The organism is Winogradskyella sp. Asnod2-B02-A (genome assembly GCF_045063645.1).
In the GTDB taxonomy this organism is placed as follows: Bacteria; Bacteroidota; Bacteroidia; order Flavobacteriales; family Flavobacteriaceae; genus Winogradskyella.
In genome coordinates, this window is the sequence record NZ_JBEFOG010000027.1 from 1,144,437 (window position 1) to 1,166,735 (window position 22,299).

Consider the following 22,299-nt stretch of genomic DNA (forward strand, 5'->3'; position numbering starts at 1 on the left):
TTATTAGTAATTGGATTTTAAATATTAGGTACATAAGTTACTTGTTATTTTTATACAAAGGTATCTTGTGGTTTTGTACCTAAAAACATTAATCTTAACTAATTACTGCTCAAAATTGATATTAAATAAATGCAACTACGCTGTATGTAAGCTTGTGAGTTATCAAAATAAGTCTACAACCGCAATTGCATAAGCTTCTTATTTGTTCTAAAAGATTGTAAGTGCCATATTGAAAAGTAAAGACGTAAGAACCTATAAAACACAAAAAAACCGATACTTTCGTATCGGTTTTGTTTGCTCCTCTTCTTAGGCTCGAACTAAGGACCCTCTGATTAACAGTCAGATGCTCTAACCAACTGAGCTAAAGAGGAAGGTTATTTTTCGCGTTAGCGAGCGCAAATATATATAGTATTTTCATTATTACAAAATGAAATATTATTTTTTTTGTTAAAATTAAAAAAAATTAATTTGTGATGGCTTTAAATATGTCATTACCATTGGCAAATAACACCAAAGCAATTAAAATAAAGAACCCAATAACTTGTGCTCTTTCTAAAAATTTCTCACTTGGTTTACGACCAGAAATCATTTCGTATAATAAAAACATCACATGTCCTCCATCTAATGCTGGTATAGGTAGCAAGTTTAGTATGGCTAACATAATAGATAGAAAAGCCGTTAATCCCCAAAAATAAGGCCAACTCCAGGCGCTAGGAAATTGATCGTAAATAGCTTTAAAACCTCCTAATCCTTTGTATGCACCAGTGCTTGGGTTAAAGATAGCCTTTAATTGGTCGAAATAATTAGTGATTGTTTTTGTGAATTTACGTCCTCCTGCAGCAAAGCTTTCTCCAAAAGTATACTCTTTCCTGAAAATGTCGTAATAACCTAACTCTTCAAATCGAGGTGGATTGATAGTTCTTAGAACACCAAATTTACCATCTTTATCTAAAAATAAATCTTCATTGATGGTTGTGTTATCTTCACGTAAAATCTTTACAGCTACTGTGGAGTTTTCTAAACCTTTAGTTGCGTCTTCTAATTGATCAAAATACTTTAAAGGCTTTCCATTAATACTTGTAATAATATCACCAACTTTTAAGTCTTTTTTAGCGTTTAATGACGAATCTGGAACTTCTGCAATCATAAAAGGAACTCGGTATTCAAAGTTGAGTTTACTTTTACTTGATGAGTATTGTCCTAAAAAATCTTCTGGTAAATCAATTATCTTTTCTTCACCACCTCTGTTAATGGTTATAGATTTTGCGCTTATAAGATTAAAACCAATATCAGAATCATTTACAATTGGTGTATCATTAATAGCTAAAACTTTATCTCCTGTTTTAAAACCTATATCTAGTAATGTCGGATTATCTATCCAATAACCATCCTTTAAACTATCTACTTTTATATCTGCATCTCCATAAGTAAAAGAAATAGCGACATAAATTACATAGGCCAATATAAAATTAACGGTAACACCACCAAGCATAATAATTAAACGTTGCCAAGCTGGTTTAGAGCGAAACTCCCATGGCTGAGGTGGTAATGCCATTTGTTCTTTATCCATACTCTCATCAATCATTCCGGCAATCTTTACATAACCTCCAAGTGGTAACCAACCAATGCCATATTCAGTATCACCAATTTTCTTTTTAAAGAGCGAAAACTTAACATCAAAAAAGAGGTAAAACTTTTCGACTTTAGTTTTAAAAAGTTTTGCTGGTATAAAGTGTCCAAGCTCGTGTAATACAATAAGCAAGGATAAACTAAGTAAAAATTGAGATATTTTTATAATAAATTCCATGTGAGTTTTTCAAAATTCGATTTGCAAAAGTAAGGCTTTTATATCAAATGAATTTTTAAATAAATGCCAAAAAATTAAATGCAATACTTCGCTAAATTTTTATTATTCTTTTATTTACTATTTGGTCTGCTGTTTGAAATTGTACAAATAAGATACCTGATGCTAAGTTGGTTAAATCAAGTTCGGGAGTCCAGTGTTGTTGTAGTAATAATTGACCTAAGCTATTATATACTTTAATGTTTTTAATCTCTGTATGTTCTGGTTTTACAATATGTATTACTGAGGTTGTTGGGTTAGGGTATAGCGTGATTTCAGAATTAAAATTAAAATCTGAAGTACTTAAGGTAATCGTATTGTTTTTTGAGATTAAATGATAATCTGGATCAAATTGCACCTCTTGAATTATGAAATTCACAGTTTCAAAAAATTGCTGATTATTTGTTGAGTGATCCAAAACAAGGTCTAAAGTTTCTCCTAATGTACCTATAACTCTTACAGGAACGCCTGCTTCAAAAAAGGAAACAGATGAATCACTTTGCGTTTGTGACAACGTAATTTGTAATTGAGTTCCATTTTGACTCCAGTTAACACCGTAGCTTGGGTAACCTTGGTTATAGATCCAATCATTAAAAAATTCATCTAAATTTTCACCAGTTGTTAATTCCATGGCATCAATAAAATCTTGTGTTTTAGCATAATCAAAAGCTAGTGCAGGTGTGTCTAAATAATCTTGCATGCCTTGGTAAAAGTCGGTATCACCTAGTTTACGTCTTAACATATGTAACGCCATAGCTCCTTTATTATAACTTAGTCTACTGCTAAAGATTCTATTTACGCTTGTTGTATCTTGGTCTGTAAGATATACAGATCCACTTGGACCAGATGTAATGTTATTTACGGTCTGTTGTCTCCACGATTTAAAATTAGCTTCTCCATCTAAATTTTCAATAGCTAATGCCGCTAAGTAAGTCGCAAAACCTTCGTTTAGCCATATGTCTTTCCAGCTACCACATGTTATTTTATTACCAAACCATTGATGAGCAAGTTCGTGAGCAATTAGACTTCTATTAAAAGAACCCATAAACGAAATTGTGGTGTGTTCCATGCCTCCTCCCCAACCAAATTGGGCATGACCATATTTTTCGTCTGCAAAAGGATATTCTTCAAATAAATTGGTGAAAATATTCATGATATCTACAGTTACAGCTGTACTTGCTTGAGCACTTGTTAAATTTTCTGGATATACATAATTTACAATATCAAAAGGATTTCCGTTATTAGGAACTTGATGAGAATATACTTCATAATTTGTTACTGCAAAGGCGACTAAGTATGCAGGAATTGGATGTTGATGTTTAAAATGCGTTGTTTTTTCAGAATTAGAAACAGTCTGACTTATTTCTAGTCCGTTTGAAGCTACTACATAGCTCTCATTTGATGGGTTAAGCTCTGGTGTTGTAACAAATACGTCTATCTCTTCTATTTTATCTATTAAATCTTGTTTACAAGGCCACCATCCTTTTGCTCCATAAGGTTCAGAAAGTGTCCAAATTATAGGGTCACCATTATGGGTTGTTTGTTCAAAAGAACCAAACCCAGAACTTATAGGGTTGCCAGAATAACTTACTGTTAACGAATCTAAAACACCTTGCGCTTGAGTAAGTGGTAAAGTAATAACTAATTCGTCTTCCGCGTTTTGGCTATAGCTTAAGCTGTTACCACGTTGCAAAACTTGAGAAACAATCATGTTGTCAGCTAAATCAAAAGTGATTTCTGTCATAGGTTCCTTTGCTTCAAAATAAGTAGTAACATCACCAGAAATTTCGGCTTGAGAAGGATCTACATTTAATTCTAAGCGATGGTATTTAACATCATAATTTCCTGTATTCTCGTTTTGAGAATTTCTCATTTGAAGTAAAGCTGTATTGGCTTCTGCAGACCTAATTGCATTCAATGTATCATTAAAGTCTTGTGCGTTTATTTGAAGTATAAATAGAAATATTAAGCATGTGAAAATTCGTGTCATAGCTCTCATTTTTAGTGTTAAAAATAAAGTATTTATTGATATTCGGTTGTATTTTTGGGCTTCAATTTATTTTTAACACCTCCGTAATGTCGTTTATTTCATTTTTTAAAGGCTATAAAAACTTCGCGATTTTCTTTACCATATTGTCAATTGTTATTGTTACAATTATCTATAATGTCTTGAATGTTAGGCAGCCATTGCCAATTTATCAGCCAGCAATGGTAAGCGAAGAATTAGTGGATAGCACAATTCAACATCAATTAAAATATCATAAGATTGCAGATTTTAGTCTTACCAATCAAAACGGTGAAACCATAACACAAGATAATTATAAGAATAAAATATATGTAGCAGACTTCTTTTTTACAACCTGCCAAACTATTTGCCCAATAATGACTAAAAACATGGAACAAATACAAAAAGCAATTGTTAATGATGAGGACGTTATGTTACTCTCACATACAGTAACTCCAAAAATTGATAGTGTTGCGCAACTAAAAAAGTATGCGATTGAAAAAGGGGTTATAGACAGAAAGTGGAATTTAGTTACAGGAGATAAAAAACAAATCTATGAACTAGCAAGAAAAAGTTACCTTGCTGTAAAAACAGATGGCAATGGTGATGAATATGATATGATCCATACCGAAAACTTTATGCTCATTGATAAGAAACGTCAAATTAGGGGTTTTTATGATGGTACTAAGCCAGAAGATATTGAGCGTATTTTAGAAGATATTGAAACCTTAAAGTATTTTGATAAATTGTAAAAGTTCGTAACACAATTAAATATTCATTGTGTTACTTTTTACACTAATAAATTTCTAGTACTTTTGCTTCTTTAAAATTAATCTAAATAAGGATAAGATTGACATTAGCAGATTTAAAACGTGGGCAGCAAGGCATTATTACTGATGTGTCCTCAATTCATATTCCGTTAAAGCTTCTCGAAATGGGATGTTTACCTGGTAATGTGGTAGAGCTTGTGCAAGTAGCACCTTTTGCTGATCCTATGTATCTTAATATTAATGGAACACATTTAGCCATTAGAAAAGAAACTGCTATTCATATTATAATTGAAACTGCACATGAGTAAGCAGATCAACGTTGCATTAATAGGTAATCCAAATACAGGAAAAACATCTGTTTTTAACGCATTAACGGGATTAAACCAAAAAGTTGGGAATTATCCTGGTATTACAGTTGAAAAGAAAGAGGGTATTTGTAAACTTCCAAGAGGCGTTAAAGCACATATCATTGATTTACCTGGAACCTATAGTTTAAACGCTTCTTCATTAGATGAAAACGTCGTTATTGAATTACTTCTAAACAAAAATGATAAAGATTATCCAGATGTTGCTGTTGTAGTTAGTGATGTAGAAAATTTAAAGAGAAATCTTTTATTATTCACTCAAATTAAGGATTTAAGAATTCCAACAATTTTAGTCATTAACATGGCTGATAGAATGGAGTATAAGGGTATCTCTTTAAATTTAGATTGTTTAGAAGAGCATCTTAAAACTAAAATTGCATTAATTAGTACTCGCAAAAACAAAGGAATTGATAAGTTAAAAGAGTTAATAGCGTCTCATAAAGAGCTCTCTATAGAACCTTGTCTTGATGCATCTAGTATAGATGAAGCCTATTTTGACAATTTGAGAAAAGCATTCCCAAATCAATTATTATACAAACTTTGGTTAGTGATTACCCAAGATGTAAACTTTGGAAAAACAGACAGAACAACCTTTGATAAAGTTGAAGATTTTAAAACAAAATCTAAAGCCGATTTAAAACGTCTGCAGCAAAAAGAAACCATAAAGCGTTATCAATTTATAAACGAAACATTAAAAGAAGGACAAACAATTGACCTTAAGTCTGCAAAAGATTTACGAATAAAATTAGATAGAATTTTAACCCACAAAGTTTGGGGCTATTTAATTTTTGGAATCATTTTACTCACCATTTTTCAAGCTATTTATGATTGGTCTAGCATTCCAATGGATTTTATAGATAGTGCTTTTGCATCATTAAGTGAGTGGACAAAAAACACATTGCCAGCAGGCGCTTTTACTAACCTTTTGGCCGAAGGTATTATATCTGGTCTTGGAGGTGTTGTTATTTTTATTCCACAGATTGCATTCTTATTTCTGTTTATTTCTATCTTAGAAGAAAGCGGTTATATGAGTCGAGTGGTCTTTTTAATGGATCGTATTATGCGACGTTTTGGACTTAGCGGAAAAAGTGTGGTCCCTTTAATTTCTGGAACAGCCTGTGCAATTCCTGCAATTATGGCTACTAGAAATATTGAGAGTTGGAAAGAGCGCTTAATTACTATTTTAGTAACACCTTTCACAACTTGTGCGGCAAGATTACCTGTGTATTTAATTATTATTGCTTTAGTAATTCCTGAAGGGCGAGTTTTAGGGTTAAGCTATCAGGCTTTAACTCTAATGCTACTTTATATTATTGGTTTTGGAGCAGCAGTTGGTTCTGCTTGGATTTTAAATAAGATATTAAAAATAAAAAGCAAGAGTTTCTTTGTGGTAGAAATGCCTAATTACAAATTGCCTTTATTTAAAAATGTAGCTCTAACGGTTTTAGAAAAAACTAAAGCCTTTGTGTTTGGTGCTGGTAAAATAATTCTTGCTATTTCTATTGTACTATGGTTTTTAGCTTCTTACGGACCAGGAGATAGTTTTAATAACGCAGAAAGTATTGTTACGGAAGAATATGCAACTGAAAACTTAAGTGAAGTAGAGTTGGAGCAAAAAATAGCATCACACAAGCTAGAGCATTCATTTATTGGTATTGCAGGTCATGCTATTGAACCAGCTATTAGGCCATTAGGTTATGACTGGAAAATTGGTATTGCTATAGTAAGTTCTTTTGCTGCTAGAGAAGTATTTGTTGGTACTTTAGCTACTATTTATAGTGTTGGTAGTGATGAGGAAGAAACTATTAAAAATCGAATGGCTGGTGAAGTTAACCCAATACTAGGTGGTCCGCTATTTAATTTTGCATCTGGTATTTCATTATTGCTTTTTTACGCTTTTGCCATGCAGTGTATGAGTACTCTTGCTATCGTTAAAAAAGAAACTAATTCATGGAAGTGGCCAATGTATCAATTAGTAATTATGAGCGCTTTTGCTTATCTTGTAGCTTTAATAGCTTTTCAAGTCTTGAAATGATATGAACACAATTATTCAAAATATATTAGTTTTTTCAGCAGTAGGTTTGGCCTTGCTTTTTTTAGTGAGTAAATATATTTGGTCGCCTAAAAAAAAATCGACCAAAGCCTGTGGAGGTGATGATGGCTGTGGATGTCACTAATATTAATTTTAATAGGCTATTTCCTAGACTTTAATCTTAACAACAAATCAACATTCTTTTAAAGACTTAATTAGTGGGATTCTAATTTGTATTGGACTTGCTATTTCTGCGTTAATAGTTATAACAGTGTTTAACCTCACCGTTATATATGGTATATTATATTTAAGAGCAGAAATTATTGTTGTATTCGCCTTACAAGCTTTTATGCAAAAGAGGAACTAATAATATTTATGTGCTTTAACTAACTTCAAGTACTATTCCTATTTCTCTATAAAATCCGCAGGAACCGTAAACATATCAGCATCTGGATTTACAAACTTTACGTTGTTTATAATTGTATTACCAATAACCTTACCTAAACCACCATCTTTAGACCATTCATAGAACTCCCAATTATGTGCAATTGGTACACCATCAATCATTTTATAATTAGAGTATCCTATGGCATGTGGATCTGACTCTGCGGCTTCTGTAGACTTGTTCACCGTTACAATGTATGCAACGTACTCCATCATATGTGTTTTTGGGTCGCTGTAAACAATATACCAATCATCTGGTGCATCACCTGTGTTTGCTTCAAACGTTAAACGTTGAGCATTGTATGTTTTATCATTAAGACTAGAGGCTTCTACGTTAGACCAAATAGTCCCTTGGTCACTCAACTTTGTAGGAAACAACAAGAAATACATCCAAGTATAAGCATCAAATCGAGCTGCTTTATCATTAATAAGATTTGGAGAATGGAACACCTTATCTCCATCATAATAAATAATCGTACCATCTTTCAATTCAATTTTTCCTTTTGTTGAATTGGTTAAATAAGTCATTTTTGCATTTAGACGCTCTTTACCACCAAAACTAATTACCATATTAGATTCTATAGCTACATTAGATAAAAACAAATCTTTGTTGTAAGCCTCTTCAATAGTTTCAATAGGTGTTAATTCTTTTTTAGTTATTTCTAGAGGAGACTCTATAGTTGATACTTTCTCATTATCCTTTTTTTCAGTTTTACAACTTGTAACAAGAGTTAAAAGTAAGATGCAGACAATAAAAGGCTTTAACATGATAAGTATATTTAATTAAGGTTATAAAGACTTCAAATCTAGAATGTAATTTGAGAACTAACTATTAGACCTAGCTATTTTAAGATAATTTTAGCTTTTGAGCTGAAATAAAAGAATAGAAAGCGATTAAACCTTCTTTAAATACAAGTTTTTAGCAACACTTTGAGATACTACAATTTCAGAATCAGCTAAAGCTAACTTTATAGAATTATCAAAAGGTTCCTTGTGCTTAACGGTCATAATAGTACCTAAGCCAATTTTATTACTGTCTAGATATTTTAGAAATTTAGAAGACGTATCATCGACTCCAACACATTTATAAGTCGCATCAACCTCTGCCTTTGCCAAGACAATTTTTTCAACATGTTTAAAATTGCCTTCCTTGTCTGGTATTGGATCACCATGAGGATCGTGAGTAGGAAATTCTAAAAAAGCATCTAATTCATTCACCAATTTATCAGATTTTATATGTTCCAAATGTTCTGCTACTTCGTGAACTTCATCCCAAGAGAAATTTAACTTTTCTACTAAAAAGACCTCCCAAAGACGATGTTTTCTTATAATATTAGTTGCAACACGCCTTCCGTTTTCTGTTAAAGATACACCTTGGTATTTTTTGTAATCTGCATAATTCTTCTCAGATAGTTTTTTAATCATATCTGTAACAGAAGATGCTTTTGTCTGCATCACCTCAGCAATAGCGTTAGTATTTACTGTTTTTTCACCATTATTACTTAGGTGGTAAATAGCCTTAATATAATTTTCTTCCGTTAATGTGATCATAAACATATTGTGTTCCGCAAATATAGAAAAGATAAACTTCTTAAAATATTTTTAGATTAGTCTAAAAATGATTTTATATTTGCATAAAAATAAATAAAGATGAAGCTAATTAATTTTTTTGTTTTCTTATTCTTTTCTACGGCCTCTGCGCAATCAACTTTCAGTATTGCTGGCAAAGTTCTATCAGAAGGTCAACCTCTTGCTTATGCTAATATATACATAGAAAACACTACAAAAGGCATAAGTACAGACGCTAATGGCGAATTTATAATTGAGAATTTAGAGCCTGGAACTTATAGTTTAGCAGCTTCATTTACTGGATTTGTAGTTCAGAAAAAGAATATTGTTATAAAAAATAAAGACATCAATGTTAAGTTTAATCTGAACGAAAACGATGCATTCGATGAAGTGATTATAACAGGAACTTTAAAAGCAGTTTCTAGGTTAGAAAGTCCTGTGCCTGTGGAAGTCTACACACCAACATTTTTAAAGAAAAATCCAACTCCAAATATTTTTGAAGCACTTCAAAATGTCAACGGAGTAAGGCCACAGCTAAATTGTAATGTTTGTAATACTGGAGATATTCATATTAATGGCTTAGAAGGTCCATACACCTTAGTTTTAATAGATGGTATGCCAATTGTTAGTGGATTATCTACAGTTTACGGATTATCTGGAATTCCGAATTCGCTTATAGAACAAATCGAAATTGTAAAAGGTCCAGCATCATCTTTATATGGCAGTGAAGCTGTTGGTGGCTTAATAAACATTATTACAAAATTACCTGAAAATGCTCCGCGTTTTTTTGCAGATGCTTTTGTTACTGGTTGGGGAGAGCTTAATCTTGACGCTGGGTTTAAAGCCAAAGTAGGAGAAAAAGCAACCGTTTTAGTCGGAACCAACTATTTTAAGTTTGACGAAATAATTGATAATAACAATGATAATTTTACAGACCTAACCTTGCAAGATCGTATTTCAATCTTTCAGAAATGGGATTTTAAACGTTCTAATAATAGAAAGTTTTCCTTAGCTGGCCGTTACTTTTATGAAGATCGTTGGGGAGGAGAACTACAATGGAATAAAGGGTATAGAGGTGGAGACGAAGTGTATGGAGAAAGCATTTACACCTCGCGTTTTGAGATTTTAGGAAACTATCAACTGCCCATTGCCGAAAACGTAAATTTCCAATTCTCTTATTCTGACCACGACCAAAATTCAGTTTACGGAAACACTCTTTATTTAGCACAACAACGCATTGGCTTCGGCCAATTTATTTGGGATAAAAAAATAAATAATCACGATTTACTTTTTGGTACAGCATTGCGTTACAATTACTATAACGATAATACTACAGCAACTACATCTGCAGATGAAGTCACCATTCCTTCTTTATTTGTTCAAGATGAAATTGCCTTTAATAAAAAACAAAGTTTATTATTGGGCATGCGCTACGATTATGACAGTAGGCACGGCAATATTTTTACTCCGCGTTTGGCTTATAGATTTAAACCTACAGACAATGATATTATTAGATTAAATGCAGGTACCGGATTTAGAGTTGTAAACCTGTTTACAGAAGAACATGCAGCTCTAACAGGTGCAAGAGAAGTTGTTATTGATGAAACCCTAAATCCTGAAGAATCGTATAACGTTACCTTAAGTTATCTAAAAAAATTATATCTAAAAAACGGTATGTATTTCACTTTTGATACATCTGCTTGGTACACTCATTTTACCAATGCCATTATTCCAGATTACGACACAAACCCTAATCTAATTATATATGATAATTTAGAAGGCTATTCTACCTCAAAAGGACTTAGTTTTAATATTGATGCAGTTTTAGGAAGTGGTATAAAAGCATCGGTAGGTGCCACATATCAAGATGTATCACAAACAGAAGACCATATTACAACAGAACAAATACTTACAGAAAGTTTTTCTGGTGTATGGTCATTTAGCTATAAAAATTACGCGACCAATCTTACTTTAGATTATACAGGTAACCTTTACGGTCCTATGCGTTTACCGTTATTGGGAGATTTAGATCCAAGACAAGAATATTCACCAACATGGAGCATTCAAAATATACAAATTACACATGATGGTTTTGATAATATAGAAATTTATGCAGGCGTTAAAAACCTATTAAACTGGACACCTAACAAAGGAAATCCATTCATCATAGCAAGAGCAGATGACCCATTTGATGAAAACGTGCAATTTGATGGAAATGGAGATGTTATTGCTACAGCAGATAATCCATATGCACTTACATTTGATCCGTCTTATGTATATGGTCCAAATCAAGGGGTTATATTGTTTTTTGGAGTGAGATATAACTTAAATTAATCACACAATTTTAGTACCTTCGTAATAAATATTTAGATATATGAAAAAAATAATTTTCCTATTTGCTATCACACTCATTTTTACAGCCTGTAAGGATGCTACTAAAGATAACGGAAAGCTAAATATCGTTACCACTACCACAATGCTTACGGATTTAGTACAAAATATCGGAGGTGACTTAGTAAATGTACAAGGGCTTATGGGTTCTGGTGTAGATCCACACCTTTACAAAGCCAGTGAAGGAGATGTGTCCAAGTTATTAAATGCAGACGTTATATTTTACAGTGGCTTACATTTAGAAGGGAAACTAGTGGAAGTACTAGAACAAATGGAAAGCACAAACAAAACTACTATTGCGCTTTCTGGTACATTAGATAAGAAAACTTTAATAGGTTCTGAATATTTTGCTTCAAATTACGATCCACATGTTTGGTTTGATATTAATTATTTTAAACAATTTGCGGAAAAAACAGCTTCAGTTCTATCTGAAAAAGATCCTAAAAATGCATCCAAATATGAGGCAAATGAGAAGGCTTATAGTCTTAAATTAGATGAACTTCAGCGTAATATAAAAGAAACTATTGCTTCACTTCCAAAGGAAAAAAGAGTTTTAGTAACAGCGCATGATGCCTTTAATTATTTTGGTAAAGCCTATGGTTTTGAAGTAGTAGGTTTACAAGGTATTTCTACAGCTACAGAAGCTGGTGTACAAGATGTTCAAAAATTAGCTACCTTTATTATAGACAAACAAATTAAAGCCATCTTTATAGAAAGCTCAGTACCAAAGCGAACTATTGAAGCTTTACAAGCATCCGTGAACTCTAAAGGACACGATGTGAAAATTGGAGGAACATTATATTCTGATGCTCTTGGAAATGCCGGAACTCTAGAAGGTACCTATATTGGCATGTTTGAGTATAATGTAAATACCATTGTTAACGCACTTAAATAATGAATAAAATAGCTGTAAAAGTTGATGATTTAACTGTCGCGTACAACTACAAACCAGTACTTTGGGATATTGATTTAGAAATTCCGGAAGGCGTTTTAATGGCTATTGTAGGACCAAATGGAGCAGGAAAATCAACACTTATTAAATCGATATTAGGTATTTTAAAGCCTATCGCAGGTAGTGTGACAATTTACGGTAAGTCGTACGAAAAACAACGAAAATTAGTAGCTTACGTACCACAAAAAGGAAGTGTAGATTGGGATTTTCCAACCACAGCATTAGATGTGGTAATGATGGGAACTTACGGAAGTTTGGGATGGATAAAACGACCTGGTCAAAAAGAAAAAAAAGCAGCGCTTGAAGCTCTAGAAAAAGTAGGCATGTTAGCCTTTAAAAGCCGACAAATAAGTCAACTTTCAGGTGGTCAGCAACAGCGAATATTCTTGGCAAGAGCATTGGTGCAAAATGCGTCCATCTATTTTATGGACGAACCGTTTCAAGGGGTAGATGCTACAACAGAAATAGCAATAATTAATATATTAAAAGAATTAAGAAAAGCAGGCAAAACAGTTATTGTTGTGCATCACGATTTACAAACAGTACCAGAATATTTTGATTGGGTCACCTTTTTAAACGTGAAGAAAATTGCCACAGGTCCGGTAAAAGATATCTTTAATGATGATAATTTAACCAAAACTTATGGTATTAATTATAAAGTGAGTATACAGGAGTAAAACATGAAATACGCATACACTATTTTATATGTTGAAGATGTAGAAAAGACAATTTCATTCTATGAAAACGCTTTTGGATTTCTAAAGAAATTTATAACGCCAGAGCATGATTATGGAGAATTACTTTCTGGAGAAACTACAATTGCTTTTGCTTCTAATTCCTTAGGGAATTCAAACTTAAAAGAAGGTTTTAAACAACTTTCAATAAATGAAAAGCCAAGCGGAATTGAAATGGCTTTTACAAGTGAAAACATTGAAACAGATTTTAAAAATGCCATAGCAGCAGGCGCTATTGTATATGAGAGTATTACCCAAAAACCTTGGGGACAAAAAGTAGGATATTTAAGAGATCTTAATGGCTTTTTAATAGAAATTTGTACACCAATAAAAAATTAACGACCATAAACTTAATAGAATACATAGAACTCGTCTTTACAGACTATACGCTAAGAACTATAACCCTTGGTACGGCAATTCTTGGTGCTGTAACAGGTATGCTTGGCAGTTATGCTGTACTTAGAAAACAGAGTTTATTAGGTGATGCTATTTCTCATGCTGCGCTACCAGGTATTGCTATTGCTTTTTTAATAACAGGAGCAAAAGATAGTAACACACTTTTAATTGGTGCCCTTGTTAGTGGACTTATAGGAACCTTTTGGATAAAAGGTATTGTGACTAAAACCCATTTAAAATCTGATACAGCATTAGGACTTATTCTATCTGTGTTTTTTGGTTTTGGAATGCTATTACTCACCTTTATTCAAAAACAACCTAATGCTAACCAAGCAGGTTTAGACAAATATCTTTTTGGGCAAGCGGCTACTTTAGTGGAGAGTGATGTTTGGATGATGGCTATTGTCACCGGACTTTGCTTGATAGTTATGTTAACGTTCTGGAAAGAATTTAAAATTTTGCTATTCGATGCGGATTATACAAAAACACTTGGTTTTAATACTAAAACTATAGATATTCTTATTACTATTTTTATTGTTTTAGCTATTGTTTTAGGGCTGCAAACTGTTGGTGTGGTTTTAATGAGTGCTATGCTTTTGGCACCAGCTGCAGCTGCAAGACAATGGACTAACAGTTTGTCTAAAATGGTATGTCTAGCGGCAATATTTGGAGCCTTTTCGGGTGTATTTGGAACTGCAATTAGTGCCAGTCAGAATAATTTATCTACAGGCCCAGTTATAGTCCTTGTTGCTAGTGTATTTGTTGGCTTCTCGTTTATTTTTTCGCCAAGTCGAGGCTTATTATTCAAACAAATACGAGTCATAAAAAACAGACGGGATTTAGAGTTGCATAAAACACTAGCTTTTATGTATCATATTGCAGAAACTCATGAAAATATATCACACCCACATAAGATTAAACTTTTGAATAATTTTCAAGGTTATACTAAAAGTACACTTCAAAAATTAGTTGATAAACATTACGTAGAACTCAATGGAAGTATGTGGAATTTAACTGAAACAGGTTTTAAAACGGCCGCAAATTTGTACACTAAACAAACGACTGAAGATGAATAGTGCTCAAATAGAAATACAGCTTATTGCTAGTTTAGTAGCCGTTGCGTGTGCTATTCCAGGAACGTTTTTAGTACTGAGAAAAATGGCTATGATTAGTGATGCTATCAGCCATGCTATATTGCCAGGAATTGTAATTGGCTTTTTTGTTACCCAAGATTTAAATTCGCCTATACTCATCTTTTTAGCTGCTTTAACCGGTATAATTACAGTGGTGCTTGTAGAATATATTCAAAAAACGGGTTTGGTAAAAGAAGATACTGCTATTGGCTTAGTATTTCCGGCTTTGTTTAGTATTGGTGTTATTCTCATTGCAAAAAATGCGAATGACGTGCACTTGGATGTTGACGCTGTTTTATTAGGTGAATTAGCCTTTGCACCTTTTGATAGGTTTGTTATTGGAGGTACAGACGTAGGGCCAAAATCGCTTTGGGTAGTAGGATCTATCTTACTTGTTACAATTACACTGTTAATCTTATTCTTTAAGGAATTAAAAGTAAGTACGTTTGATAAAGGCTTAGCTGCTTCTTTAGGATTTTCACCAGCTGTTATTCACTATGGATTAATGTCTGTTTCATCTGTAACAACGGTTGGAGCTTTTGATGCCGTTGGTGCTATTTTGGTTGTAGCTCTTATGATTGCGCCAGCAGCATCTGCATATTTACTTACAACCGATTTAAAGAAAATGCTTGCATTAGCCATTGGTTTTGGCGTGTTTAGTGCTGTTTTTGGTTATTGGGTAGCGCATTGGTTAGATGCTTCTATTGCAGGCTCAATAACTACTATACTTGGCCTAGTATTTTTGGCAGTTTACTTATTTGCACCAACAAAAGGAATTATTGCTGTAATGTACAGAGAAAAGCAGCAACGCACAGAAGTTTCATTATTGACTTTTCTACTGCATTTAAAAAATCATGATGAGCTTGAAGAACGTCACGTCAATCACCTGAACGAACATATTAATTGGCAAAAAGTACGCGCTAGAACCGTCTTAGATTTAGCACAAAAAAACAACATGATTGTTATTGAAAATAATATTGTGTCCTTAACTAAAAAAGGAAATGAATTTACTTCTAAGGCCATTGATTATATTATGACTAACGAAGATGCACAGATTGAAGATATGAAAGATGATTTCTTTTTGTTTAGAGGGTAATTATTATACTATTCTTGCCATTTCGAAAAAATAATATGAAAGCTTTAGCACTTATGTCGACTAAGTCTAAATATTTTTAAATAGTCATGAATATATTAAATTATCTAACCGGTAAAAACGGATTAATCATTGTAGGATTTATTGTATTATGCGTATTTATCTACAACAAGTACAAAACACAACGCTACTTTAAATACATTGAAAAAAAACAAAGAGAAAAAGAAAGGAAAAAGTAAATTTATAGAATCTCTACTGTAGCAGTTACAAACTAAACATTACTATACACACTTAAGACTTACTTAAATCCACGTTCTTTCTGTATATGCTCATAAGCTTCTTGCACTTGTCTAAACTTAGCTTCGGCGCCTTCTTGATGTTCTTTACCTAAATGACCAACGCGATCTGGATGGTATTTTTTAGCCATTGTTCTATATGCTTTCTTTACTTCATCATCTGGCACTGATTTATCTATCTCTAGAATTTTATAGGCATTATCACTGCTATTATAAAACATAGCTTTAATACTTTGGTAATCTCTGTTGCTAATGCCTAAATAACCAGTTATGGTGAAAATTTGTCGTAATTCGTCTTCAGTAACTAAGCCATCTGCTTTTGCAATTCCGAATAAAAAATGGAGCAATTGTAAGCGCGATGCATGATCCATCATTTGCTTAATCTGTAAACAAACTTGACGTGTAGAAATATTTTGCTTAGTAATGCGCTTAAACAATTCAAAAGCCTTATTAGCTCTATCCTTGCCATACATATTAGTAAATTGTTGACGCACAAAATCTAATTCGCGTTGATCTTGTTTACCGTCGGCTTTTATAACAATAGATGCTAAAATTAATAAACTCACTTCAAAATCTCCGGATTGTGTTTGTGGTTTTGATGTCTGCTTACCATATTTTGTCCTTGTTCTATAGGTGTCGCGCTGTTGCCCTGTTCGGCGATCACCTAAAAGTGGTGTGCCTTTCTCTGATAAATTATCAACAAAACTACCAATAGCTAATCCAATAATAGCACCTATTGGACCACCAAAAGACCAACCTAAAGCACCACCTATCCACTTTGCAAAACTCATATTTTTCTGTTTTATAAAATTCAAATATACTATATGTTAGTGGGATGAAAATGTAAATTGTTACGATTCATGTGCAACCTTTTATAGAAAATTCATCTTATAGATATAACTCATCTTTAAATTTTATGAAAAACACAATCTACATTCTAACTTTTACACTGCTTATGTTAAGCTGTAATACGGATGACAATTCTCAACAAAATGCAGAGCCAACAATAGGTGGGCAATGGAATTTAGTAAATGTTACTGGTGGTTTAGCTGGTGTTGATGATGATTTTGAAGTTGGTCTAATAATTTGGGATTTTAATGAAGACAATTTAGAATTAACTGTTACTAATAATAACACAGCAAATGTTATTTATGATGGCTTATCATCTGGAACTTACGATTATGAGGTACTGTCAACAACTGGTGAAACCGCATACTTAGTAATACATAATTTTGGAATTAACCATGAAATTATCACATTAAATGCTTCGCAACTGGTTTTAGATGAGGGTGTTGTGGCAGATGGTTTTTTGCTCACATTTAACAGATAATCATGTTTTTTTGTTCTAAAACACTATTGAAAACTATAATAGCATCATTTAAACTCCTAACTTAAGACTGTGTACTGCCTACTATTTTTCAGTATCTTTGCAATTCAAAATAAGATTAATTAAAATTAAAAAATATGTATCCAGCAGAATTAGTAAAACCAATGCGTGAGGATTTAACCAAAGTAGGTTTTGAAGAATTACATACATCAGAAGCTGTAGATAAGGCAATTGCAAAAGAAGGTACAACACTTGTTGTTGTGAATTCGGTTTGTGGTTGTGCAGCTGCAAATGCTAGACCAGGAGCAAGAACTAGTTTGCAAAATGCAAAACGACCAGACCATATTGTTACCGTTTTTGCAGGTGTAGATAAAGAAGCTGTTGATGCAGCTAGAGCGCATATGGTTCCTTTTCCTCCAAGTTCGCCATGTATGGCTTTGTTTAAAGATGGAGAATTAGTACACATGTTAGAGCGTCACCATATTGAAGGTCGTCCAGCAGAGTTAATCGCTGAAAACCTTATGGATGCTTATAATGAGTATTGCTAAAAAATCTTGATGTCTTAAGACTGAGGTTTTTTATTTAAATATTAGTAGCTGTCATTTTAAATGGTACTGAAACACTTTGTTTCAATTTCGTTTAAAATGACAGTTTTTTTCTTCGTTACATTTCATATTTTTGCATTATGAGAAAACTATTAGCTTATCCTCTTACAGCTTTATTTGCGGTCTGCTTCCTGTTAACCTTGTGTATTTTTCATCCTATACAATGGGTTTGCCACAAAGTCTTTGGTTATATTGGTCTCAAAAAAGCAGTAGATGCACTACAATTTTTTATTATGCGTTGCCTTAATTTATTAGGTACAAGAATCTCATTTTACAATCCTTATAATATCTCTACAGATAGACCATTAATTATTGTGTCTAATCACCAAAGCATGTATGATATCTCACCAATAATGTGGTACATGCGTAAACACCATGTAAAATTTGTTTCTAAAACCGAATTAGGAAAAGGCATACCAAGTGTATCTTATAATTTACGACATGGTGGTTCGGTTTTAATAGATCGACAAAATCCACGTCAGGCTATACCTGCAATGCTAAAATTTGGTGAATATATTGAAGAAACTAAACGCGCAGCAGTTATTTTTCCTGAAGGTACCAGAAGTAAAGACGGAAACCCAAAGCCTTTTAAAACAAAAGGATTAGAGATGTTGCTAAAAAAAGTACCATCTGCACTCGTTGTTCCTATTACTGTAAATAATTCTTGGAAGATGCTTAGATATGGGAAATTTCCAATGGGAATAGGAAATCATATGAAATTTACTGTACATAAGCCCTTAGAAATTATTAACTTTACAGATAAACTCGAATTAATTCAGCAAGTTGAGCGAACTATTGTTGATGGAATTGAGAAATAACCCTTAATAAATATCGATTAAGATGTCGTTAAAAAATGTAAGATTAGAAGTGATGCAACATCTTGAAAAAGATGTTCAATCTCTTATAGAAAAATATTTAATTCCTGTTGAAAAAATTTGGCAACCTACCGACTTTTTGCCCGATTCTACTAAAGATTCATTTTTTGAAGACGTTAGAGAAATTAGAGAATTGTCTAAAGAATTACCTTATGATTTCTGGGTGGTTTTAGTAGGAGATATGATTACTGAAGAAGCTTTACCTAGTTATGAGTCTTGGCTTATGGATGTAGAGGGTGTTGACCAAGTAGAACGTAACGGATGGTCTACATGGTTAAGACATTGGACAGGTGAAGAGAATAGGCACGGAGATGTGCTTAATAAGTACCTTTATCTTTCTGGACGTGTTAATATGAAAGAAATTGAAAAAACCACACAATATTTAATTAACGATGGTTTTGATATTGGTACAGGTAGAGATCCTTATAAAAACTTTGTTTATACAAGCTTCCAAGAATTAGCAACTTACGTTTCTCATAATCGTGTAGCTAAAATTGCCAAACAAAAAGGCAATAAACAATTGGCTAAAATGTGTAAAATAATTGCTGGTGACGAAATGCGCCACCACCATGCATACTCTGAGTTTGTAGAGCGCATTTTTGCTGTAGATCCAAGCCAGATGATGATGGCATTCTACGATATGATGAAACGAAAAATAGCTATGCCAGCACATTTTTTAAGAGAATCTGGAGAAAGTATAGGAACAGCTTTTGAAGAATTTTCTTTTACAGCACAACGTATTGGTGTTTATACTTCAAACGATTATGTTGATATTTTACAGAAACTTATTGACCGTTGGGAAATTGATAAAATTACGGGTCTTAATGAGGAAGCTGAGAAAGCACGCGATTATCTAATGAAATTACCTCCTAGAATGTATCGTTTGTCTGAACGTATGAAAATTCCTGAGAATTCATTTCAATTTAAATGGGTTGATCCTGCTTAATATTTTTACATGACTGTTGCTGATTCTAAACTTATTGAAGATACTATTAAGTTCGTAAAATCCGAACTTGAGAATGCAGAAGGAGGTCACGATTGGTTTCATATTGAGCGTGTTTATAAAAACACATTGTTAATTGCGAAAAACGAAAATGTAGATATAACAATTGTTTCTTTAGCAGCTTTATTGCATGATATCGCAGATCCTAAATTTAATAATGGTGATGAGACTATTGGTCCAAGAGTTGCAAGTGCATTTTTATTAAAACAAAATGTCTCTAGTGAAATTATAGAACATGTCACTCAGATTATAGATAACATGTCTTTTAAAAATTCGTTTGATTTAAACCCATCGTTTACGTCTAGAGAAATGGAAGTGGTACAAGATGCAGATAGATTAGATGCTATTGGAGCTGTTGGTGTAGCACGTTGTTTTAACTATGGTGGCTTTAAAAATAGACCACTTTATAATCCAGAAGTTAAGCCTAATCTTAAGATGACAAAGGCAGAATATAAAAACTCTCAAGCACCTACAATTAATCATTTTTACGAAAAATTATTGTTGCTAAAAGATCAAATGAATACTAAAACAGGAAAACGAATTGCATTAGAACGCCATAAGTATATGCAAGGGTTTCTTAAACAGTTTTTTGCAGAATGGAACGGAGCGTTGTAATTAATCTATATCTTGAGTGATTATTATTGTTTGTCCGTTTTTAACTTCAACAGTTTCATCAATTATAAAAAATTTACTTAAAGAAGGAACTTCGGTTTCACCGTCACCGTTATTATTTTCTATTCCCCAAAATTCAAAAGTGTAGTTATATGTTCCTGAATAAACACTTGAGAATCTAATTTGCTTATCACCAATTCCATTTACTTCATTTAAAAGATTAGCTTGAGGAAATTCAATACGAACTCTTCCTGTAGCGTAATTATTAGGAATATTAAAATTAAACTCTATAGCGCCAGAAGTTTGTGACGTTCCAATACCTCCATCAACATATTCAATCTGTGGAGATTTAATCTCATCTTTTTCACAGCTTAATAGGAGTATAGTTAAGCAAAAAACTCCAATTTTAAAAAATGTGCTGTATTTCATTTTGACAATTATTTTATAAAGTTAAGATAATTCTTGGAAAGAAATTGACTAGCTGTTATTGCAATATAAGTTTTGTATTAAGGAGTAAATGAGTGTTATTGAGCTTAATATTAGCTAATTATACACCTCATACAGTCTTAAACGGATTAGAAGTTGAAAAAAGAAACTAATTTTCATTAGCTACTTCTAGGGCTGTTAATTTATATTCTATTATAGCCATTTCCTCGCCATAATGAATAAGCTCATCTGCAGTTAAATCGTTTCTAGAGTTTACAGCATCTAAAATATCTTGGCCTTTCTTAGTATAATAAGCAATTGTAACGTCTATTTTATCTACCATAAGTGTCTTATTTAATTATTGAACCATTAGTTTTAACTCTCCTCTATACTTAGAAGCACTTTTACCAGTGAATTCTTTAAACAGTTTATTAAAATGTGAGAAATTATTAAATCCACACTCAAAACTAACGTCTGCTATACTCATCTGACTTTCCGAAAGTAACTTAGTCGCATGTACCACTCTATATTCATTCACCATTTTTGTAAATGTTTTACCTGTTACTTTTTTAAAGTAGCGACAAAAAGCAGGAACCGTCATACTTACTTTGTCAGATATCTCATCTAAACTAATATGCTGCTTAAAGTTTTGGTTGACATGTTTAAAAATAATATCAATCTTAGCACTGTCTTGTGGTTCGGTTTCAAAAGCAAAACCATCTACGTTCAATAAGGTGTAATCTTCAGATTTTGCTAAACCATGTAATACTTCTAGTAAAATCAAGATCTTTTTAAAGCCCTCTTTCTCGTTTAACTTTTCGATTTTAGGACCTAGCTTCTGTTTTGTTTTTACCCCAAATAGAATACCTTTTTTAGAACGTTCAAATAATCGATTGATTCTTCCCATTTCTGGAATATCAAAAAAATGATCTCCTAAAAATTCAGGTTTAAATTGTATTAAGGTTTCAGAGCCGTTAATGGTTAAGCGATCTGTAAAACCGTTGTGAGGCAAATTTGGTCCAATTAATAACAATTGGCTATTATTGAAATAGGATAGGTGGTTGCCAATGTGTCGTTTACCTTGACCTTTGTTTACATATACGAGTTCAATTTCTGGGTGAAAATGCCAAAATGGTTTTGTTTCACCTTTATAGACATCCATTTGATGTCTCTTAACTAATAATGAGCTTCCAAATTCAGGGCTTATTTTTTCTAAAGTAGGTTTTCTTGTATTCATAACAAATAATTAAATGCAAAGTTAAGAGTATTTACAATGACAATCTATAGGAAATTACCAAAATTATGTGCAAAATTAACATAATACCACTTTCACATGGTTTATTAGGTTAATTTTGTATATAAATATGGCAAAAATGATGTTTTCTACGGTGAAATGCCGCTATATATTTGCAGTGTTAATTTTATTGA

General features: G+C 32.6%; 23 protein-coding genes and 1 tRNA gene. 15 read left to right on the forward strand and 9 right to left on the reverse strand.

Annotated features, from left to right (window positions below; genetic code table 11):
- Positions 1-297: 297 nt before the first annotated feature.
- From ACJJVO_RS13010 to ACJJVO_RS13020, 3 genes are all read right to left on the reverse strand, one after another.
- Positions 298-371: transfer RNA gene (locus ACJJVO_RS13010), tRNA-Asn, on the reverse strand.
- A 92-nt stretch (positions 372-463) separates the two neighbouring features.
- A complete protein-coding gene (rseP, locus tag ACJJVO_RS13015; RefSeq protein ID WP_405574847.1) occupies positions 464-1,807 on the reverse strand; it encodes an RIP metalloprotease RseP in 1,344 nt (447 codons plus the stop codon).
- A 91-nt stretch (positions 1,808-1,898) separates the two neighbouring features.
- Positions 1,899-3,833: a M1 family aminopeptidase gene (locus tag ACJJVO_RS13020; RefSeq protein WP_405574849.1), complete on the reverse strand. Its 1,935-nt coding sequence runs from the start codon at positions 3,831-3,833 to the stop codon at positions 1,899-1,901.
- Positions 3,834-3,919: 86 nt separating this feature from the next.
- On the opposite strand from ACJJVO_RS13020, the gene ACJJVO_RS13025 reads away from it, so the two are divergent.
- From ACJJVO_RS13025 to ACJJVO_RS13040, 4 genes are all read left to right on the forward strand, one after another.
- Entirely contained in the window at positions 3,920-4,600 is a 681-nt protein-coding gene (locus tag ACJJVO_RS13025) for an SCO family protein (protein ID WP_405574851.1), read from the forward strand.
- Positions 4,601-4,692: 92 nt separating this feature from the next.
- Positions 4,693-4,926 (forward strand): ferrous iron transport protein A, encoded by a 234-nt coding sequence (locus ACJJVO_RS13030; RefSeq protein WP_405576949.1) that lies wholly within the window; start codon positions 4,693-4,695, stop codon positions 4,924-4,926.
- Positions 4,919-7,018: a ferrous iron transport protein B gene (gene feoB / locus ACJJVO_RS13035; protein ID WP_405574853.1), complete on the forward strand. Its 2,100-nt coding sequence runs from the start codon at positions 4,919-4,921 to the stop codon at positions 7,016-7,018. Before ACJJVO_RS13030 ends, feoB begins: the two co-directional genes overlap by 8 nt.
- A 1-nt stretch (position 7,019) precedes the next feature.
- Entirely contained in the window at positions 7,020-7,160 is a 141-nt protein-coding gene (locus ACJJVO_RS13040) for a FeoB-associated Cys-rich membrane protein (RefSeq protein WP_405574855.1), read from the forward strand.
- A 260-nt stretch (positions 7,161-7,420) separates the two neighbouring features.
- On the opposite strand, the gene ACJJVO_RS13045 is transcribed toward ACJJVO_RS13040, so the two are convergent.
- Together ACJJVO_RS13045 and ACJJVO_RS13050 are read right to left on the reverse strand one after the other, a co-directional pair.
- Positions 7,421-8,227: a DUF6503 family protein gene (locus tag ACJJVO_RS13045; protein ID WP_405574857.1), complete on the reverse strand. Its 807-nt coding sequence runs from the start codon at positions 8,225-8,227 to the stop codon at positions 7,421-7,423.
- A gap of 126 nt (positions 8,228-8,353) precedes the next feature.
- A complete protein-coding gene (locus ACJJVO_RS13050) occupies positions 8,354-9,010 on the reverse strand; it encodes a metal-dependent transcriptional regulator (protein ID WP_405574858.1) in 657 nt (218 codons plus the stop codon).
- A 99-nt stretch (positions 9,011-9,109) separates the two neighbouring features.
- Between ACJJVO_RS13050 and ACJJVO_RS13055 the strand changes: the two genes are divergently transcribed.
- The 6 genes from ACJJVO_RS13055 to ACJJVO_RS13080 are packed head-to-tail and all read left to right on the forward strand — an operon-like array spanning position 9,110 to position 15,730.
- Positions 9,110-11,362: a TonB-dependent receptor gene (locus tag ACJJVO_RS13055; RefSeq protein WP_405574860.1), complete on the forward strand. Its 2,253-nt coding sequence runs from the start codon at positions 9,110-9,112 to the stop codon at positions 11,360-11,362.
- Between the two features lie 40 nt (positions 11,363-11,402).
- The gene (locus ACJJVO_RS13060; RefSeq protein WP_405574862.1) at positions 11,403-12,314 is read left to right on the forward strand and encodes a metal ABC transporter solute-binding protein, Zn/Mn family; all 912 of its coding nucleotides are present in this window, start codon (positions 11,403-11,405) and stop codon (positions 12,312-12,314) included.
- Complete coding sequence (locus tag ACJJVO_RS13065) at positions 12,314-13,048, forward strand: metal ABC transporter ATP-binding protein (RefSeq protein WP_405574864.1); 735 nt, start codon at positions 12,314-12,316, stop codon at positions 13,046-13,048. Before ACJJVO_RS13060 ends, ACJJVO_RS13065 begins: the two co-directional genes overlap by 1 nt.
- A 3-nt stretch (positions 13,049-13,051) precedes the next feature.
- Positions 13,052-13,444, forward strand: coding sequence for a VOC family protein (locus tag ACJJVO_RS13070; RefSeq protein ID WP_405574866.1), 393 nt, complete (start codon positions 13,052-13,054; stop codon positions 13,442-13,444).
- Positions 13,445-13,449: 5 nt separating this feature from the next.
- Positions 13,450-14,577, forward strand: a complete 1,128-nt coding sequence (locus tag ACJJVO_RS13075; protein ID WP_405576951.1) for a metal ABC transporter permease — start codon at positions 13,450-13,452, stop codon at positions 14,575-14,577.
- A complete protein-coding gene (locus ACJJVO_RS13080; protein WP_405574868.1) occupies positions 14,570-15,730 on the forward strand; it encodes a metal ABC transporter permease in 1,161 nt (386 codons plus the stop codon). The genes ACJJVO_RS13075 and ACJJVO_RS13080 overlap by 8 nt, the downstream gene beginning before the upstream one ends.
- A 295-nt stretch (positions 15,731-16,025) precedes the next feature.
- Here the strand turns inward: ACJJVO_RS13080 and ACJJVO_RS13085 are convergent, their stop codons facing one another.
- Positions 16,026-16,814 carry a TerB family tellurite resistance protein gene (locus ACJJVO_RS13085; protein ID WP_405574870.1) on the reverse strand — a complete coding sequence of 263 codons (789 nt, stop codon included), beginning with the start codon at positions 16,812-16,814 and terminating at the stop codon, positions 16,026-16,028.
- Positions 16,815-16,939: 125 nt separating this feature from the next.
- On the opposite strand from ACJJVO_RS13085, the gene ACJJVO_RS13090 reads away from it, so the two are divergent.
- The 5 genes from ACJJVO_RS13090 (at position 16,940) to ACJJVO_RS13110 (ending at position 20,448) form a co-directional block, all read left to right on the forward strand.
- Positions 16,940-17,353 (forward strand): hypothetical protein, encoded by a 414-nt coding sequence (locus ACJJVO_RS13090; RefSeq protein ID WP_405574871.1) that lies wholly within the window; start codon positions 16,940-16,942, stop codon positions 17,351-17,353.
- A gap of 134 nt (positions 17,354-17,487) precedes the next feature.
- The gene (locus tag ACJJVO_RS13095) at positions 17,488-17,898 is read left to right on the forward strand and encodes a BrxA/BrxB family bacilliredoxin (RefSeq protein WP_115815632.1); all 411 of its coding nucleotides are present in this window, start codon (positions 17,488-17,490) and stop codon (positions 17,896-17,898) included.
- 137 nt (positions 17,899-18,035) lie between these two features.
- A complete protein-coding gene (locus tag ACJJVO_RS13100; protein ID WP_405574873.1) occupies positions 18,036-18,773 on the forward strand; it encodes a lysophospholipid acyltransferase family protein in 738 nt (245 codons plus the stop codon).
- Between the two features lie 22 nt (positions 18,774-18,795).
- A complete protein-coding gene (locus tag ACJJVO_RS13105; protein ID WP_405574875.1) occupies positions 18,796-19,776 on the forward strand; it encodes an acyl-ACP desaturase in 981 nt (326 codons plus the stop codon).
- A 9-nt stretch (positions 19,777-19,785) separates the two neighbouring features.
- A complete protein-coding gene (locus ACJJVO_RS13110; protein WP_405574877.1) occupies positions 19,786-20,448 on the forward strand; it encodes an HD domain-containing protein in 663 nt (220 codons plus the stop codon).
- Here ACJJVO_RS13110 and ACJJVO_RS13115 read toward each other — a convergent pair whose 3' ends face one another.
- From ACJJVO_RS13115 to ACJJVO_RS13125, 3 genes are all read right to left on the reverse strand, one after another.
- Positions 20,449-20,874, reverse strand: a complete 426-nt coding sequence (locus ACJJVO_RS13115; RefSeq protein ID WP_405574879.1) for a hypothetical protein — start codon at positions 20,872-20,874, stop codon at positions 20,449-20,451. It lies immediately after the preceding gene.
- Positions 20,875-21,040: 166 nt separating this feature from the next.
- Positions 21,041-21,214, reverse strand: a complete 174-nt coding sequence (locus ACJJVO_RS13120) for a hypothetical protein (protein WP_405574881.1) — start codon at positions 21,212-21,214, stop codon at positions 21,041-21,043.
- A 15-nt stretch (positions 21,215-21,229) separates the two neighbouring features.
- Positions 21,230-22,108, reverse strand: a complete 879-nt coding sequence (locus tag ACJJVO_RS13125) for an AraC family transcriptional regulator (RefSeq protein WP_405574883.1) — start codon at positions 22,106-22,108, stop codon at positions 21,230-21,232.
- Between the last annotated feature and the right edge of the window lie 191 nt (positions 22,109-22,299).

Coding starts and splice junctions, on each gene's coding strand:
- ACJJVO_RS13125 (WP_405574883.1), bottom strand. CDS start 22,108: ATGAATACAAGAAAACCTACTTTAGAAAAAATAAGCCCTGAATTTGGA.
- ACJJVO_RS13095 (WP_115815632.1), top strand. CDS start 17,488: ATGTATCCAGCAGAATTAGTAAAACCAATGCGTGAGGATTTAACCAAA.
- ACJJVO_RS13065 (WP_405574864.1), top strand. CDS start 12,314: ATGAATAAAATAGCTGTAAAAGTTGATGATTTAACTGTCGCGTACAAC.
- ACJJVO_RS13115 (WP_405574879.1), bottom strand. CDS start 20,874: ATGAAATACAGCACATTTTTTAAAATTGGAGTTTTTTGCTTAACTATA.
- ACJJVO_RS13020 (WP_405574849.1), bottom strand. CDS start 3,833: ATGACACGAATTTTCACATGCTTAATATTTCTATTTATACTTCAAATA.
- ACJJVO_RS13100 (WP_405574873.1), top strand. CDS start 18,036: ATGAGAAAACTATTAGCTTATCCTCTTACAGCTTTATTTGCGGTCTGC.
- ACJJVO_RS13090 (WP_405574871.1), top strand. CDS start 16,940: ATGAAAAACACAATCTACATTCTAACTTTTACACTGCTTATGTTAAGC.
- ACJJVO_RS13060 (WP_405574862.1), top strand. CDS start 11,403: ATGAAAAAAATAATTTTCCTATTTGCTATCACACTCATTTTTACAGCC.
- ACJJVO_RS13105 (WP_405574875.1), top strand. CDS start 18,796: ATGTCGTTAAAAAATGTAAGATTAGAAGTGATGCAACATCTTGAAAAA.
- ACJJVO_RS13080 (WP_405574868.1), top strand. CDS start 14,570: ATGAATAGTGCTCAAATAGAAATACAGCTTATTGCTAGTTTAGTAGCC.
- ACJJVO_RS13040 (WP_405574855.1), top strand. CDS start 7,020: ATGAACACAATTATTCAAAATATATTAGTTTTTTCAGCAGTAGGTTTG.
- feoB (WP_405574853.1), top strand. CDS start 4,919: ATGAGTAAGCAGATCAACGTTGCATTAATAGGTAATCCAAATACAGGA.
- ACJJVO_RS13085 (WP_405574870.1), bottom strand. CDS start 16,814: ATGAGTTTTGCAAAGTGGATAGGTGGTGCTTTAGGTTGGTCTTTTGGT.
- ACJJVO_RS13025 (WP_405574851.1), top strand. CDS start 3,920: ATGTCGTTTATTTCATTTTTTAAAGGCTATAAAAACTTCGCGATTTTC.
- ACJJVO_RS13070 (WP_405574866.1), top strand. CDS start 13,052: ATGAAATACGCATACACTATTTTATATGTTGAAGATGTAGAAAAGACA.
- ACJJVO_RS13055 (WP_405574860.1), top strand. CDS start 9,110: ATGAAGCTAATTAATTTTTTTGTTTTCTTATTCTTTTCTACGGCCTCT.
- ACJJVO_RS13120 (WP_405574881.1), bottom strand. CDS start 21,214: ATGGTAGATAAAATAGACGTTACAATTGCTTATTATACTAAGAAAGGC.
- ACJJVO_RS13110 (WP_405574877.1), top strand. CDS start 19,786: ATGACTGTTGCTGATTCTAAACTTATTGAAGATACTATTAAGTTCGTA.
- rseP (WP_405574847.1), bottom strand. CDS start 1,807: ATGGAATTTATTATAAAAATATCTCAATTTTTACTTAGTTTATCCTTG.
- ACJJVO_RS13050 (WP_405574858.1), bottom strand. CDS start 9,010: ATGATCACATTAACGGAAGAAAATTATATTAAGGCTATTTACCACCTA.
- ACJJVO_RS13045 (WP_405574857.1), bottom strand. CDS start 8,227: ATGTTAAAGCCTTTTATTGTCTGCATCTTACTTTTAACTCTTGTTACA.